This is a genomic window from Streptomyces sp. NPDC057280 (genome assembly GCF_042668605.1).
Lineage (GTDB): Bacteria > Actinomycetota > Actinomycetes > Streptomycetales > Streptomycetaceae > Streptomyces.
In genome coordinates this window covers 111,607-125,678 of record NZ_JBHUYR010000010.1, presented here as the reverse complement: position 1 = coordinate 125,678, position 14,072 = coordinate 111,607, and the positions used below count along the sequence as shown (strand labels likewise).

Annotated in this window: 12 protein-coding genes; 8 read left to right on the top strand and 4 right to left on the bottom strand. The window is 72.8% G+C overall.

The genetic code is table 11. From position 1 onward, the window contains the following. The first annotated feature begins 22 nt into the window (after nt 1-22). A complete protein-coding gene (locus ACFUO4_RS38075; RefSeq protein ID WP_383493662.1) occupies nt 23-868 on the top strand; it encodes a 4'-phosphopantetheinyl transferase family protein in 846 nt (281 codons plus the stop codon). A 44-nt stretch (nt 869-912) separates the two neighbouring features. Here the strand turns inward: ACFUO4_RS38075 and ACFUO4_RS38070 are convergent, their stop codons facing one another. The 4 genes from ACFUO4_RS38070 to ACFUO4_RS38055 form a co-directional block, all read right to left on the bottom strand. Further along, on the bottom strand, nt 913-1,911 hold the full coding sequence (locus ACFUO4_RS38070; protein WP_383493659.1) for an AfsA-related hotdog domain-containing protein: 999 nt from the start codon (nt 1,909-1,911) through the stop codon (nt 913-915). Nucleotides 1,912-2,121: 210 nt separating this feature from the next. Then, nucleotides 2,122-3,159 (bottom strand): LuxR C-terminal-related transcriptional regulator, encoded by a 1,038-nt coding sequence (locus ACFUO4_RS38065; RefSeq protein ID WP_383493656.1) that lies wholly within the window; start codon nt 3,157-3,159, stop codon nt 2,122-2,124. Between the two features lie 57 nt (nt 3,160-3,216). Beyond that, nucleotides 3,217-4,245, bottom strand: a complete 1,029-nt coding sequence (locus ACFUO4_RS38060) for an AIR synthase-related protein (protein WP_383493653.1) — start codon at nt 4,243-4,245, stop codon at nt 3,217-3,219. Nucleotides 4,246-4,462: 217 nt separating this feature from the next. After that, entirely contained in the window at nt 4,463-5,392 is a 930-nt protein-coding gene (locus tag ACFUO4_RS38055) for an AfsA-related hotdog domain-containing protein (protein ID WP_383493650.1), read from the bottom strand. A 605-nt stretch (nt 5,393-5,997) separates the two neighbouring features. Between ACFUO4_RS38055 and ACFUO4_RS38050 the strand changes: the two genes are divergently transcribed. The 7 genes from ACFUO4_RS38050 to ACFUO4_RS38020 are packed head-to-tail and all read left to right on the top strand — an operon-like array spanning nt 5,998 to nt 14,035. Next, on the top strand, nt 5,998-7,197 hold the full coding sequence (locus ACFUO4_RS38050; protein ID WP_383493647.1) for a DegT/DnrJ/EryC1/StrS family aminotransferase: 1,200 nt from the start codon (nt 5,998-6,000) through the stop codon (nt 7,195-7,197). Then, nucleotides 7,194-8,312 carry a DegT/DnrJ/EryC1/StrS family aminotransferase gene (locus tag ACFUO4_RS38045; RefSeq protein WP_383493644.1) on the top strand — a complete coding sequence of 373 codons (1,119 nt, stop codon included), beginning with the start codon at nt 7,194-7,196 and terminating at the stop codon, nt 8,310-8,312. The genes ACFUO4_RS38050 and ACFUO4_RS38045 overlap by 4 nt, the downstream gene beginning before the upstream one ends. 13 nt (nt 8,313-8,325) lie before the next feature. Continuing rightward, nucleotides 8,326-9,144 carry a class I SAM-dependent methyltransferase gene (locus ACFUO4_RS38040; RefSeq protein WP_079312226.1) on the top strand — a complete coding sequence of 273 codons (819 nt, stop codon included), beginning with the start codon at nt 8,326-8,328 and terminating at the stop codon, nt 9,142-9,144. A gap of 37 nt (nt 9,145-9,181) precedes the next feature. Next, a complete protein-coding gene (locus ACFUO4_RS38035; RefSeq protein WP_383493640.1) occupies nt 9,182-10,120 on the top strand; it encodes a UbiA family prenyltransferase in 939 nt (312 codons plus the stop codon). A 23-nt stretch (nt 10,121-10,143) separates the two neighbouring features. After that, nucleotides 10,144-11,763, top strand: a complete 1,620-nt coding sequence (locus ACFUO4_RS38030; protein WP_383493637.1) for a class I adenylate-forming enzyme family protein — start codon at nt 10,144-10,146, stop codon at nt 11,761-11,763. 44 nt (nt 11,764-11,807) lie between these two features. Further along, nucleotides 11,808-13,076 (top strand): nucleotide sugar dehydrogenase, encoded by a 1,269-nt coding sequence (locus tag ACFUO4_RS38025; RefSeq protein WP_383493634.1) that lies wholly within the window; start codon nt 11,808-11,810, stop codon nt 13,074-13,076. After that, a complete protein-coding gene (locus tag ACFUO4_RS38020; protein WP_383493631.1) occupies nt 13,073-14,035 on the top strand; it encodes an NAD-dependent epimerase/dehydratase family protein in 963 nt (320 codons plus the stop codon). Before ACFUO4_RS38025 ends, ACFUO4_RS38020 begins: the two co-directional genes overlap by 4 nt. The last annotated feature ends 37 nt before the right edge of the window (nt 14,036-14,072 follow it).

Genomic DNA, 14,072 nt, shown 5'->3' with positions numbered 1-14,072 from the left:
CACGAAAGCGAGGAGTTGACCGATGGACTGTCCGCCGCGCCCGTCACCGGGCGAGCCGATCGCCATGACACCCGACGGCGCCGACTGGTCGCCGCTCCGCGCCGACCTGCGCCGGCACGGCACCGCGCTGGTGCACGGCCGCCTCACCGACTGGCAGGTGCCGCCCGGTGAGGAGCGCCTGCTGCACGAGGTGCTGGGCCGTGACCTGCCGAGCTATCGCGCGCTCGGCCACCGGCACCTGCGCGCCCGCTACGCCGCCTCACGCCGCCTGCTGAAACGGGCGGCCGCCGCCGCGCTGAGCGTCCACCCCGCCGATCTGGAGCTGTCGTACGGTCCCACCGGGCGCCCCTTCGTGCGGGGCTTCGACCAGATCGACATCAGCCTCAGCCACACCGCGGACCTGCTCCTGGTCGGCCTGACCACCCGGGGGCTGATCGGGGTGGACGCCGAGCCCGCCTCCCGGCAGCTGTACCGCAGAGGTCTGCGGCGGCACACCTGCACCCCGCAGGAGAGCCGGGACCTGGAGCAGCTGCCCGAGGAGGACCGGGACGGCGCCCTGCTGCGGCTGTGGACGCTGAAGGAGGCCTACAGCAAGGCGATCGGACAGGGCATGGCGTTCCGGTTCACCGAGTTCGGCTTCGGCCCCGCCGGCCAGCCGGTCCGTGTCAACCGGCCGGACGGCCGTGCGGGCACCGGCGCCGAGTGGTCCTTCTCCACCTACGCCGTCGACGCGGGCGGAGCCGCCTTCGTGGTGAGCGCGGCCGTCCACGACCCCGGTCTGGGCCGCACGCTCGACACCGAGGTCGCCACGATGCTCGATCCGGAGACGGTCACCGCCATCACCGGGGCACTGGCCGCGGTCGGCTGACGGGCTGCGGCGAGCTCCCGTCGACGAGGCGGGGCAGGAACGCGTCACAGGTCCTCCACCACCGTGGCGACCGCTTCCAGCACGGCACGCCCGGACTGGGCCAGGGTCAGCGTCACCGGGCTGAGCCTGCGGCCCTCGGCGTCCCGTGCGCACAGGCCGACCACCGCCGAGCACCGCATCGGCAGGTCCGGCTCCGCGTATCCGCGGAAATGGACCTTCAGCGAGCCCAGGGTGCACCGGTCGGTGGCCAGATGGTGCATCCGGCCGGCCGCGAGCAGGGAGGTCTGGCGCAACGCCTCCAGCTGGACCAGGCCCGGCACATGGCCCTCGGCCGAACCGTCGGGCAACGGCCAGCCGTCGGGTACGCGCACGGTGGCCGACAGCCGGCCGTGGGTGAGTTCGAAGGGACCGTGCACCAGGACGGTGTCCGGGTGAGCGCGCCCCACCTCGGCGGGGTCGGCGGGCCGTGTGACGGCGGGCTCGCCGTCGGAGGCGGCCAGGACCGTCGCGAGGCTGAGCACGCGGTGGTTGCGGTGCACCACCGGCGGCAGGAAGACCACGTCGGCGCTGCCCGAGCCGCACGGGACGTCGTCGATGCTCAGCCGGGCGCTGAACCGCAGGGCGCGCGGCACCCCGTCGATGACCTTGTCGGGGCGCACCCGCAACTCGCTGGTGAGCAGCGGGGCGTGGCCGCCCCGGCCCGCGGAGGTGCGCCAGGCGGAGATGTCCTGGGTGGCGACGGCGATCCGGAAGAAGACGGCGGTGCGGTTGGCGGGCACCGAGAAATGGGTCTGCCCGATGAACTCGCCGGTCTCGCGGACCATGTCGACGGCCGTCTGGAGATCGTGGAAACGGTGGGATCCGGCTGCCAGGAGGGGGTGGGCGGTGGGCAGTTCGCCGGTCAGCACGAACTCCTGGATGTGGTCGGTGTCCGCGTCGGACAGGCCGAAGGGCTCCCAGGAGCGCTGCCGGTGGATCAGGCCGCGCGGGGCGCCGCCGCGGGCCGGCGGGTCGGCCAGTGCGGAGGGGCTCGAGCCGTCCACGCCGTCACCACCTTCCGTCGCGTGGCACCGCGATCCGGCCCCCGGAAGGGGTGCTCGGGCCGGACCGCGGTCTGTGTGCCGCCGGTATCAGGGTGGCCGAGCCCGCGCCGCCGGCACCAGCGCGGACCGGCGGCAGCAAGCTGCGCGGCAGCAACTTCCCCGCCGGTGAACACCGTTGCCGTCCCGCCGGCGCCCGTGCGTTCGCACAGGTCAGGAGGGTCGCGGGGGGTCGGAGTCGCGGAACAGGCCCGAGAGCACCGCGTTCACCCCGGCCTGGAAGCGGCTGGTGGCGTCCAGTTCCTCCATGATCTCCGAGATGTGGCGACGGCAGGTGCGCACCGACATGCCGAGCCTGCGGGCCACCATCTCGTCCTTGTAGCCCTGCGCCATCAGCTTGACGATGGCCCACTTCACGTCGTCGGAGATGTCGGTGTGTTCCTCGGCGTCCGGCTCGAACGGCGTGGCCTGGAGCCACAGATGGTCGAAGAGCTTGCACAGGAAGGCCACCAGGGTGGGCTCGCGCACCACGATGGCTCCCGGCGGCCGCCCCTCGACGCCCTGCTCGGGCAGGAACACGATCTCCCTGTCGTAGATGATCATCCGGTCGACCAGTTGGTCCGTGGTGCGCACGTCGGCGCCGAGCGCGGTGACGTCGCGGATGTAGGCCGTGTTGGCGAGGTCCCCGCGCACGGTGTGCTGGTAGAGGTGCTGGACCCGGATGCCGCGGGCGAGGCGTTCGGCGGTGAGCGCGCGGGCGCTCTCCAGCAGGTGGGCGGGGCGGGGGCCGCCGGGCTGGACGGTGAGCACCTCGGTGCGGCAGCGGTCGCCGCAGTCCTTCAGCAGCGCCTCGACGACGAGGTAGTCGCTGATGATGTCGAAGGACTCCATGGGATTGCGCCGGCGGCGGCTCTCGAAGTAGGCGGGCAGCAGGGCCAGCAGGCCGTCGCGGGTCCGGGAGACGGACTGCTGGAGCTCCCGGATCTGTTCCTCGGCCGGCCCGACCAGGTTCGCGGCCGCCGCGTCGGGGCTCACCGGCACCAGCACGTCCGGGGCGCCGGGCATCGGACGCAACAGGCACAGGTGCACGAGCCGTTGCCCGATCGTCTCCGCTTCCCGAAGGGGGATGCCGATCGCCTGGGCGATGTGATCGGGCGCGTAGCGACCGGCGTGGACGGCCTCCCGGTATGCCGACACCCCCTTCTCGTCCAGCTCGTCGAAAGCGGCGTCAGAAAGGGATATGTCCGGCATCCTGCGTGTACCCCCCCGCGGAATGGAAATCAGTCGCCTGGCCACCCTACGGGCTGATCAGGCCAACCGGGCGGGAGGTTCGGCGGCGGCCCGGACGGGGATGGTGCGCGCGTCGACGAGAGCCAGCTCGACCGGATGACGGCCGGGTGGCGTCACCTCGCCGACGACGGCGGCGTCACGGCCGTAGGGATGGGCGCGCAGCGCGGCGAGGACGTCGTCCGCGGCCTCGGCGGAGACGACGAGGCACACACAGCTCACGGTCGCCGCGTGCACCGGCTCCACGCCGAGCTCGTCGAGGGCCACCCGCACCTCGTAGTGCACCGGCAGCGCGGCCTCCCGCACCCGCATGCCCAGACCCGTGGCGGACGCGTACGCGTGCAGCGTGCCCGCCAGGCCGGCCCGCCCCACCACGCGCACCGCGCGCAGCGCCCCGTCGGCCCGCGCCCCACGCACCTGCTCCAGCAGTCCGGCGAGCGGCACGCACGCGGCGGAGACCACACCCTCGTGCCCGAGCCTCGCCCGGGCCGACAGCAGGTGGGCGCCGAAACCGCCGAGCGGGGCGCTGACCAGGAGGCGGTCGCCCGCCCGCGGCGGGGTCTCCTGGCCGGCGCCGGGGGAGAGCACCCCCAGTCCGGCGGTGTGCAGATAGATCTGGTCGGCCTCGCCCGCGCGCACCACCCGGGCGTCCACGTCGAGCACCGACACCCCGGCCGCCTGGGCCACGTCGCGGACCGAGTCGGCCACCCGGCGCACCTGACGCAGCGGCAGCCCTGCCTCGACCACCGCCGACACCGACAGGCCGAGGGGGCGGGCGCCCGCCGCCGCCAGTTCGTTGACCGCGCAGCACGCCGCGAGCTGGCCGATGTCGCCGTCGCCGTAGAACGGGGGGTCGGCCACGTACGTTCCCGACAGCAGCAGGGGCTGGCCCTCGCCCAGCGGCGGGCACGGGCCCCGCGCCTCGTCGAGCGCGTCCCGCAGGAACGTCCGCAGCCCGCCGCCGGCGCGGCCGTCGAGGTCGTCCGGCAGCGCGACGTGTCCGGCCAGGGTCGGGGCGGACCCGGGGGAGAAGGCACCACCGGCAGTCATGAGGGATTGCCACCTCTTCGTACGGTCGACGGACAGGACACGGACCGAACCACCGAGACCGCCCCGGCCCGCGGACGAGGACCCACCGGCCGGCATCCGGGCCCACGGCGGGCCGTCGTGGCGTCGTCGGCTTCGCCGGTGGCGTGCCGCGACGCGCGCCCTGCGTCCCGACGCGCGTCGCCCGGGCCGCCGTACGACGGGTGCGGTGTGTGCCCGCTCATCCGGCCTCCGCCGTCACCGCCTCTGCCTGGGCGGTGGTCCGTCCCGCCTGGCGCAGCGTGAGGAGTATCCGGGTCAGACGGCGGCCCGTGCCGTCGATCCCGCCGGGTTCGGTGCGGGCGGTGCACAGGAGCGGCAGATCCAGTTCGGCGTGGCCGCGCAGGTGTACCGACAGCCGGTCCAGGGCCGTCGGACAGGGCGCGGCCCCGTCGGAGGCGACCGCCAGCAACGCGCTCTGCCGCAGCGCCTCCACGAGCAGCAGCCCGGGCACCGAGTCGGTGGCCCCGGTGAAGAAGACCGGGTGGGACGGGTCCACCAGGACGGTCGTGGTGAGCGTCGCGCCCTGGCGCACCGGCTGCGACACCACCACGCTGTCCGGGGTGCACCGGCCGACCAGCGAGGGTGCTGCGGGCCGCAGGCCGGGACGCGGGCCGTCGTCGGCGGGGGTGCGGGCCAGCGCCGCGAGGCGACTGGTGGCGCGGTGGTTGCGGGCCACCGTCGGGGTGACGAAGAGGAGTTCGGCCGAACCGGTGCAGGCCTCGGCGCCGTCGAGACGCAGGGTCCCGCCCAGCCGCAGACTGCGCGGCACACCGGCCACCGTCCGGGTCGGCTCGGCCCGCATCTCCAGGGCCAGCCGGGCGCCCTCGGCGCAGTCCTGCCAGACGGCCGGATCCGACAGACGCAGCGCGAACCGGTAGAACAGCGCGGGCCGTTCGGCCGGCACCCCGAAGTTGCGGTGCCCGACGTGCAGGCCGGCCCTGCGGATCAGTTCCACGAAGATCAGCGGGTCGTGCAGGTTCGGGGTGTCGTTGAACAGCGGGTGCCCGACCGGCATGTCGTCGCGCAGGACGAAATGCTGCTCACCGGCTCGCGGGCGGCGGGCGCCGGGAGCGGTGGGGGGAGCGCCGAGGACTGCGTGCTGGGACATGGTCGGCTCCTCGGTCGGGGCGGGCCGATTGGTGCCCGGGGTCACGGGTCCGGTGGTGTTCGGGGACGCAGACGGTCCCACAGGACTGCACACCAGCCTCGCCCGTCCTGCCGACGGGGGCCAAGCACAGGGCGCTGGCAGCAAGTTGCGCCGCAGGCATTACCGAGCCACCCCCGCCGGTCAGTACATCGGCTGCCCCCCACCACCGAGGCCACCCTCACCCACCCCTCCCCCCGCCACCCATCTCGCCCTCCCCGCGACCCCCCTGAAACGACCGCTCGTGCACGGCTTTAGTCGGACACAGGCCGTCCTGCGCAGACTCACCGGCGCAGGGTCATTCCCCGCAACCGCGGTTCCGCACCGCTCAACCCCAGCGGCGCACCCCCAGGCGTCCCCTCCCATCGCCAGGAAGGTCATGTTCATGATCGAGCCGTCGGGCGCACGCCGATGAGCGTCACCGTCCGGACACCGGCCACGACCGACCTCCCCCACGGCGTGCGCCCGACGCGGGGGACCGGCCCTCGCGCCTCCTTGCGCACCGAACGGCCGAGCCCGGTCCCGGACACCGCGCACCGCGGCGGTCCCTCTATCCGTGAAGGAGCAGCGTGAACAGTGTGGCGACGTCGGCCCCGGCCGGCGCACAGACCGCGGCCGGGGTGCCGTTCTTCTCCCAGGCGGCCACCTTCGAACGGCTGTGGCCGCAGATCGCGGCCCACACCTCCGACGTGATGGACCGCGGCAAGTACTCGCACGGCCGCAAGGTGCTCGAACTGGAGCGGGCGATCGCCGAATACACCGGCGCCCGGCACGCCATCGCCATGAACAACGGCACCGACGCCCTGGTGCTGCTGCTGCGCGCGGCCGGAGTCCAGCGCGGCGACGAGGTCGTGGTCCCCGCCTTCACCTTCGCGGCGACCGCCACCTCCGTGGCCCTCGCCGGCGCCACGCCCGTCTTCGCCGACATCGACCCGGTGACCTACGCGATGGACCCCGAGTCGTTCGCGCGGGCGGTGACCGAGCGCACCAAGGCCGTCATGCCGGCGCACCTGTTCACCCAGCTCGCCGACATGGACGCGATCGGCGAGGTCGCCGCCGCGCACGGCGTGACCGTGCTCGAGGACAGTGCCGAGTCGATCGGCATGCGGTGGAACGGCAAGCACGCCGGTCTGCTCGGACGCGGCGGCGTGCTGTCGTTCTTCCCGACCAAGACCCTGGGCGCCATCGGTGACGCGGGCATGGTCCTCACCGACGACGACGAGGTGGCCGAGCGGGCCGGGATCCTGCGCCACCACGGCCGTATGGGCAAGACCATCGACCACATCGCCGGCATCTCCAACCTGTCCGGCGCCTCCGGCACCAACTCCAAGATGGACGACATCCAGGCCGCCGTCCTCCTGGCCAAGCTGACCGACCTCGACCAGGACATCGCCCGGCGTGCTCACCTCGCCGAGGCCTACACCGAGCGCCTGAAGGACATCCCGGGGGTCCTGCGCGTGCCCACCGTGGTGGAGCGCGCGGTCCCCACCACCCCGGTCTTCTACGTCTACGAGATCGAGGTCGAGCGGCGCGACGAACTGGTCGCCCACCTCAACGCGCGCGGCATCGGCACCGAGACGTACTACCCGATCCCGCTGCACGTACAGCCCTGCTTCGCCGAACTCGGCTACCGCGACGGCGACTTCCCCGTAGCGGAGGCCGCCTGCCGCAACGCCGTGGCGCTGCCGTTCTACCCGGACCTGTCCGAGACGCAGCTCGACCTCGTCGCCGACACCATCCGGGATTTCTTCCAGGGGAGCCAGAGTTGAGGACACTGCCTTTCTTCCCGCCCGACCTGTTCGAGGCGGACCGCGACGCGTTGCTCAAGGCGATGTTCGAGGTGGGCACCGACCCCGAGCAGCGCTTCATCCTCGGCCGCCGCACCGCCGAGTTCGAGCAGGAGATCAAGAAGGCCACCGGCGCCGGTGACGTCGTGGCGTGCGGCAGCGGCACCGGCGGCCTGGAACTGGCCGTCGGCGCCCTGGACATCGGGCCCGGCGACGAGGTCATCGTGCCCGCGTTCTGCTGCCAGCCCGTCGCCTCCTCCGTCGCCAACGCGGGCGCCACGCCGGTCTTCGCCGACGTGGACCCCTGGACGATGGTCATCGACCCGGACTCGGTGGAGTCCCTGATCACCGACCGCACCCGCGCCGTCATGCCCGCCCACCTGTTCAACAAGATGGCGGACATGCCGCGGATCAACGAGATCGCGCGGCGCCACGACATCGCGGTGATCGAGGACGCGGCCGTCGTGCAGGGCGCGGTCCTCGACGGGGTCCCGGCCGGCCGCTGGGGCACCCTCGGTGTCTTCTCCTTCTTCCAGGTCAAGGCGTTCGGCACGGCCGGCGAGGGCGGTGTCGTACTGACCGACGACCCCGAACTGGCGCGCGCCGTGCGCATGCTGCGCAACCACGGCCAGGACGGCGTCAACCGCTTCCTGCACCACCGCATCGGCCGCAACAGCCGCTTCGACGAGGTCATCGCGGCCTTCCAGCTGCACCGGCTGCCCACCCTCGCCGACCGTCTGGAGCGCCGCGCCACCATCGCGGACTACTACACCGAGCGGTTCGCCCCGCTGGCCGAGCGAGGCGTCAAGCCGCCGCCGGCCGGCCGCAACGGCCGCTGCTACTACGTCTACCCGATCCAGGTGACGCGCCGCGACGACCTGCGCGCCTACCTGACTGAGAACGGCATCGGCTCGCACGTCTACTACCCCACGCCGCTGCCGTTGCAGCCCGCATTCAACGCCTGGGCCCCCGAGGGCGCCGACTGGCCGAACGCGCGCTGGGCCAGCCGGTCGAACCTGGCCATCCCGATCTGGCCGCACCTGACCGACGCCGACGTCGAGCGCATCGCCGACACCATCTGCGACTTCTTCGCCTAGGGAGCCACCTGCCATGACGACAACCGTCCAGAGCGCCGACGCCGCGCAGGAGTACGTCTTCGACTCCTCCTGGGACAAGGAGACCGAGCGGCTCATCACCAACGAGGCCATCTGGGACCCGGGCACCTTCGAGCGGTTCGACAGGCTCGGGGTGAGCGAGGGCTGGCACGTCCTGGAGGTCGGCGCCGGCTCCGGCTCGGCCGCCCGCCGGCTCGCCGAGCTGGTCGGCCCCACCGGCCGCACGGTCGCCGCCGACCTGAAGACCGTGCGTCTGCTCGAGGACCAGAAGAAGGGCACGCTCGACGTCTGGGAGATCGACATCCGCGAGGACGAACTCCCGGAGAACTCCTTCGACCTGGTGCACGCCCGGATGCTGGTCCAGCACCTGCCCGGCCGCCAGGCCGTCATCGACAAGTTCGTACGCGCGCTGCGCCCCGGTGGCCTGCTGTTCCTGGAGGACACCGACTCCTCCACCCTGTTCCGCTCCGCGTCCGGCGAGGACTTCCTCCAGGACGTGCGCGCCGCCGGCTACGGGCTGATGCGCGAGGCCGGTCACGACCCGCGCGGCGGTCACGTCGACCTCCAGCTGGCGCTCGCCTCGGGTCTGGAGGACGTCACGGCCGAGGGCCGCGTGGTGATGGTGCGCGGCGGCTCCGACCAGGCCCGCCACTACCAGCTGTGGCTGGAGTTCATGGCCCCGCAGATCGTGGCCGCCGGCCTGGTCACCGAGGAGCGCATCGCCGAGGCGATCAGCGAGATGGGCGACCCGGCCCACCACTGGCTCAGCCAGGTCCAGATATCCACCGTCGGCCGCAAGCCCCGTACCGCCTGACGGCCCCACAGCAACGACGAAGAAAGGAGGAGCGGACATGAGCCAGGCCCTCGCGGTCAAGCCGACCGGGCGGCTGCGCGCCTACGCGCGGCTGGCGAAGCTGTCGTTCTTCGACTACTACCTGGCCGCGCCGGTCGTCTGGGCGCTGCTGCCCTCCGATCTGCGCGACGACCCCAGGGTGCTGTGGACGCTGGTCGTCAGCACGCTCGGCTGGGTGGCGATGACCGCCGCCACGGTCGCGTTCGACGACGTGCACGGCTTCCGGGACGGCAGCGACGACGTCAACTACGACCCGAAGGCCGCGCTGCGCAACCGTCAGCGCAAGCCGCTGCTCAACGGCGACCTGACGGAGCACCAGGCCCTGCGCTTCGGATACCTGACGCTGCTGGCGAGCGTGGTGTGGATGGGCGTGGCCGTCGCCGTCGCCCCGCACACCCCGGCCTGGGTGCTGGTGCTGATCCCCTTCCAGATCGCGATCAGCGTCCAGTACTCGCACGGCATGCGGCTCAGCTACCGCGGCGGACAGGAACTGGTGCTGCTACTCAGCCCCGGTCTGATGGCGCTGATCCCCTACGGCCTGACCGACGGTCACTTCACCGGCGTCATCGCGCTGGAGACGTATCTGATCGGCGTCTGGTCGCTGCTGGTGTCGGTGTACTCCAACGTCAACGACCGTGACGGCGACCGTGAGGCGGGCCGCAAGAACCTCGCCACCGTGCTGTCACCGGCCGCCTACTCGGTGGCCATCGCCCTGATCTCGCTGACCGAGACCGCGGCGCTGCTCATCGCCTGGGTGGCCGACGCCGTACCGGGCTGGTTCCTGCTGTGCATGGTCCCCGTCCTGGTGATGCGGGCCCGGCAGCTGCGAGCGGGGCTGGGCCAGAACAACGCGCTGCTGGCCCGCAAGCTCGGCGTCGACACCCACCGACTCGGGGTGGCGGCCCTGCTGATCGCCAACCTGCTCGTCATCCGCTGAATCCCAGGAAGGCAAGGCAGAGCATGAAGAAGACCCCACGCCCCAAGAACCTGGGTGCGTTGTTCGAGTACTACGCCGAGGCGAAGACCCCCACCTGGTACCTCGACCGGCCCTACGACATCGCGCCCGAGGGCGGCCGGACCTACGACGTCGCCGGCCTGGCCCGGCTGGTCGCGGACATGTCCGGCCGCCTGCACGCGGCCGGTCTGCGCCGCGGCGACCACCTGGCGATCATCAAGGAGAACCACCACGACGTGGTGCTGCTCGCCGCGGCCGCCGCCCGGATCGGCGCGCTGCCCGCGATGATCTCCTCCTCCAACGCCCCGGACGTGCACGCCAAGATCATGGAGCGCTTCCAGCCGAAGGTGCTCGTGGCCTCCGGCTCGGTGCTCGGCGCGGCCGCCGCCCAGGGTGTGAAGCTGACCGGTCCCGGCTGCCAGGTCATCGCCATCGACGGCGACCCCGCGCTGGCCGAGGGCGGCATCAGCCTGGCCTCGCTCGCCGGCGCGGACATCCCGCCGATGAACCTGCGCCCGGACCACGAGCCGATGATCTGCACCCACACCTCCGGCACCACCGGTGTGCCGAAGCTGGTGGTGCACTCGCCCAACACCCTCCTGGGCGTGCTCACCAAGCTCGAGACCATGCCGCTGCCGGGCCTGTCCATCCGGCCCGACGACGTCTTCGCCTCCTGCATCGCCTTCGTCCACGGCCGGGCCATCACCTGGACCTTCGCCCAGCTGGCCCGCCCGCCGAAGAAGGTCGTCATCCTCGGCGGCAACGAGCCGGACCTGGTCGCCGAAGTGCTCAGCGAGCACCGGCCCACCGTGCTCGAGGCCTGCCCGAACATCTTCCAGCGCTGGGAGCGGCTCACCGAGACGCACCGCTCCGCCTTCAGCCGGGTCCGGTTCTTCGTCAACACCTTCGACGCCATCCACCCGCCCACCGTGCGGGCGTTCATGGACGCCTCGGACCACAGCCGTCCGGTGTGGGGTCAGGTGTGGGGACAGAGCGAGACGGGCCCGGTCGCCATGGCCGTCTACTCCCGCAAGCAGATCCGCAAGAACCAAGGGGCGCTCGACCCGGTCACCAACGTCGTCGGCCGCCCGATCCCCTTCATCACCCAGGTCAAGATCGTCGACCCCGACACCCGCAAGCGGGTTCCGGCCGGCCAGGCCGGTGTGGTCCTCGTCAAGACCAAGGGCCGCTGCCTGACCTACCTCGGTGAGGACGACCGGGCCCGGGAGAAGGACTGGGACGGCTGGTGGAACACCGGCGACCTCGGCGTGAAGTCCCGCACCGGCGCGCTGCGCCTCCAGGACCGTGAGGTCGACCTCATCCCCGGCACCAGCTCCATCGCCCTGGAGTCGATCCTGCTGGAGCGCATCCGGCGGGCCACCGAAGTGATCGTCCTGGGCGACCCCGAGGGCGGCAAGCCGGTCCCGGTCCTCAGCCTCTCCGAGGGCGAGCTGAGCGAGACGGAGTGGCGTGAGGCCACTCGGGGCCTGCCCGAGCTCGCCCCGCCGCACGTCATCGCGTGGGAGGACTTCCCGCGCACCGGCACCTGGAAGGTGCGGCGCTTCGACCTGCGCCGACAGGTGCTCGATTCACAGGCCACCTTCGGCACCGGCCGCTGGACCTGAGCCGCGACCGCCACCACACGACTTCATCAGAAACGGACGGGTCGATGCCAAAGATCGTCATCATGGGCCAGGGGTACGTCGGCCTGCCGCTCGCGGTACGCGCCGTGGAGGCCGACGAGAACACCACGGTCGTCGGTTTCGACGTCGACGAGGACCGCGTCAAGCGGCTTGCCGCGGGCGAGTCCTTCGTCGAGGACGTCGCGCCGCAGCGGCTCCTTGCCGCACTGGCCAGCGGGCGCTATCTGCCCACCACCGAGGAGCGCGCGGTCGGCGGCTTCGACGTGGCCGTCATCAGTGTCCCGACGCCGCTGCGCGAGGGCGTCCCCGACCTTCGGGCCATCGAGTCGGCCGCCCGCATCCTGGGCCGGTTCCTGCGCCAGGGTGCCACGGTGGTCCTGGAGTCCACCACCTATCCCGGGACCACCGAGGAACTGGTCGCCCCGATCCTGGAGGAGTACTCCGGGCTCACCGCGGGCGCCGACTTCCACCTGGGCTACAGCCCGGAGCGGATCGACCCGGGCAACCGGGTGTGGACCCTGGAGACCACCCCCAAGGTCGTCTCCGGTGTGGACGAGGCCTCCCTCGCCGCCGTCGACGCCTTCTACCGCACGGTCGTCGAGACGACCGTGCCGGTGAAGTCGCCCAAGGTGGCGGAGCTGACCAAGCTGGTCGAGAACACCTTCCGGCACGTCAACATCGCCCTGGTCAACGAACTCGCCGTCTACGCACGGGAGTTGGGCATCGACGTCTGGGAAGCGGTGGACGCCGCCTCCTCCAAGCCGTTCGGCTTCATGCGCTTCACCCCCGGCCCCGGCGTCGGTGGCCACTGCCTGCCCGTCGACCCGGTCTACCTGTCCTGGCGGGTCAACCGGGCCCTCGGCCGCCGCTTCCGGTTCGTCGAGCTCGCCAACGACGTCAACGACCACATGCCCTCCTACGTCGTGCAGCGGCTGCTGACCGCGTTCAACGAGCGCGGCCGTGCCCTGTCCGGCTCCCGGGTGCTGGTGCTCGGCCTGGCCTACAAGCCCGACACCGGCGACGCCCGCGAGTCGCCCGCCGTCCGCGTCGTCGACGGGCTGCTGCGGCTGGGTGCCGAGGTGCGGGCCGTCGACCCGCACGTCGTGGAGAGCGCCCCCGTCGACCCGCGGGTCATCCGCACCGAACTCGACGAGCAGGAGATCGCCGCGGCCGACGCCGTCGTCCTGCTCACCGACCACAGCGCGTTCGACCTCGACCTGATCACCCAGCACGCCTCGTTCGTCCTCGACACCCGTCACCGGCTGCCCGCCGGCCCGACGGTGGAGTACCTGTGACCGGCACCGCCCGCCGCGTCCTGGTCACCGGCGCGAGCGGGTACATCGGCGGCGCCGTCGCCCGTGCCCTGCTCGCCGCCGGGCACCGGGTCACCGGCCTGGTGCGCGACCCGTCCCGGGCGGCCGGGCTGGCCGCCGCCGGGGCGGACCTGCGCACCGGCGACATGCTGCGCCCCGAGACGTACGCACCGCTCGTCCAGGACGTCGACGCGGTGGTGCACGCGGCGCAGCTGCGGTTCACCGGCCGCCTCACCGAGGCGCGCATCCGGCGCATCCGCCGGGCCGACGCCACCATGGCCGGCGCCCTGGCCGACGCCTGCCTGACGCACGGCCGGCGGCTGCTGTACGCCAGCGGCGCCTGGGTCTACGGCGACCACGGCGAGCGGTGGATCGACGAGACCGTGCCGCACCGCCCCGCCCCGCTCGGGGTGTGGCACGCCGCGGCGACGGCCCGGCTGCGCGCCAAGGCGTCCGACGGCCTCGACGCGGTGGTGCTGCACGCCGGTTTCGTCTACGGACCCGGCGGCAACTTCCGGGCGGCCTTCGCCGACCAGGCGGACCGCACGGGACGCATCCGGCACCCCGGAGACGGCTCCAACTACTGGAGCTGCGTCCACCTCGACGACCTGGCGGCCGCCTACGTGGCCGCCCTGCACGGGGCACCGGCCGGCGCCGAGTACAACATCGCCGACGACCAGCCGCTGCCGCTCGCGCAGTTCGCCCGAGAAGCCGCCCGCGCGCTGGGCGCCGAGTCGGCCGCACCCGTACCCCGGGCCGTGGCTTCGCTCGTCCTCGGCCGCTCCGTCACCACCTCACTGACCACCTCCTACCGGTTGAGCAACGCCCTGGCACGGGACGAACTGGGCTGGCGCCCGGCGTATCCGACCGTCGCCGACGGCCTGCCCTCGGCCGTGGCCGCCCTGCGCGGCAGCCCCACCGCGAGCCCGACCCCGACCTGACGCCCTACCGGACGGCCGGTCACCGGCAGTGCCGCCC

What these genes read in the sequence shown, in the direction of transcription:
- ACFUO4_RS38075 (WP_383493662.1), top strand. Translation starts at nt 23, where the DNA reads ATGGACTGTCCGCCGCGCCCGTCACCGGGCGAGCCGATCGCCATGACA.
- ACFUO4_RS38065 (WP_383493656.1), bottom strand. Translation starts at nt 3,159, where the DNA reads ATGCCGGACATATCCCTTTCTGACGCCGCTTTCGACGAGCTGGACGAG.
- ACFUO4_RS38060 (WP_383493653.1), bottom strand. Translation starts at nt 4,245, where the DNA reads ATGACTGCCGGTGGTGCCTTCTCCCCCGGGTCCGCCCCGACCCTGGCC.
- ACFUO4_RS38055 (WP_383493650.1), bottom strand. Translation starts at nt 5,392, where the DNA reads ATGTCCCAGCACGCAGTCCTCGGCGCTCCCCCCACCGCTCCCGGCGCC.
- ACFUO4_RS38040 (WP_079312226.1), top strand. Translation starts at nt 8,326, where the DNA reads ATGACGACAACCGTCCAGAGCGCCGACGCCGCGCAGGAGTACGTCTTC.
- ACFUO4_RS38035 (WP_383493640.1), top strand. Translation starts at nt 9,182, where the DNA reads ATGAGCCAGGCCCTCGCGGTCAAGCCGACCGGGCGGCTGCGCGCCTAC.
- ACFUO4_RS38030 (WP_383493637.1), top strand. Translation starts at nt 10,144, where the DNA reads ATGAAGAAGACCCCACGCCCCAAGAACCTGGGTGCGTTGTTCGAGTAC.
- ACFUO4_RS38025 (WP_383493634.1), top strand. Translation starts at nt 11,808, where the DNA reads ATGCCAAAGATCGTCATCATGGGCCAGGGGTACGTCGGCCTGCCGCTC.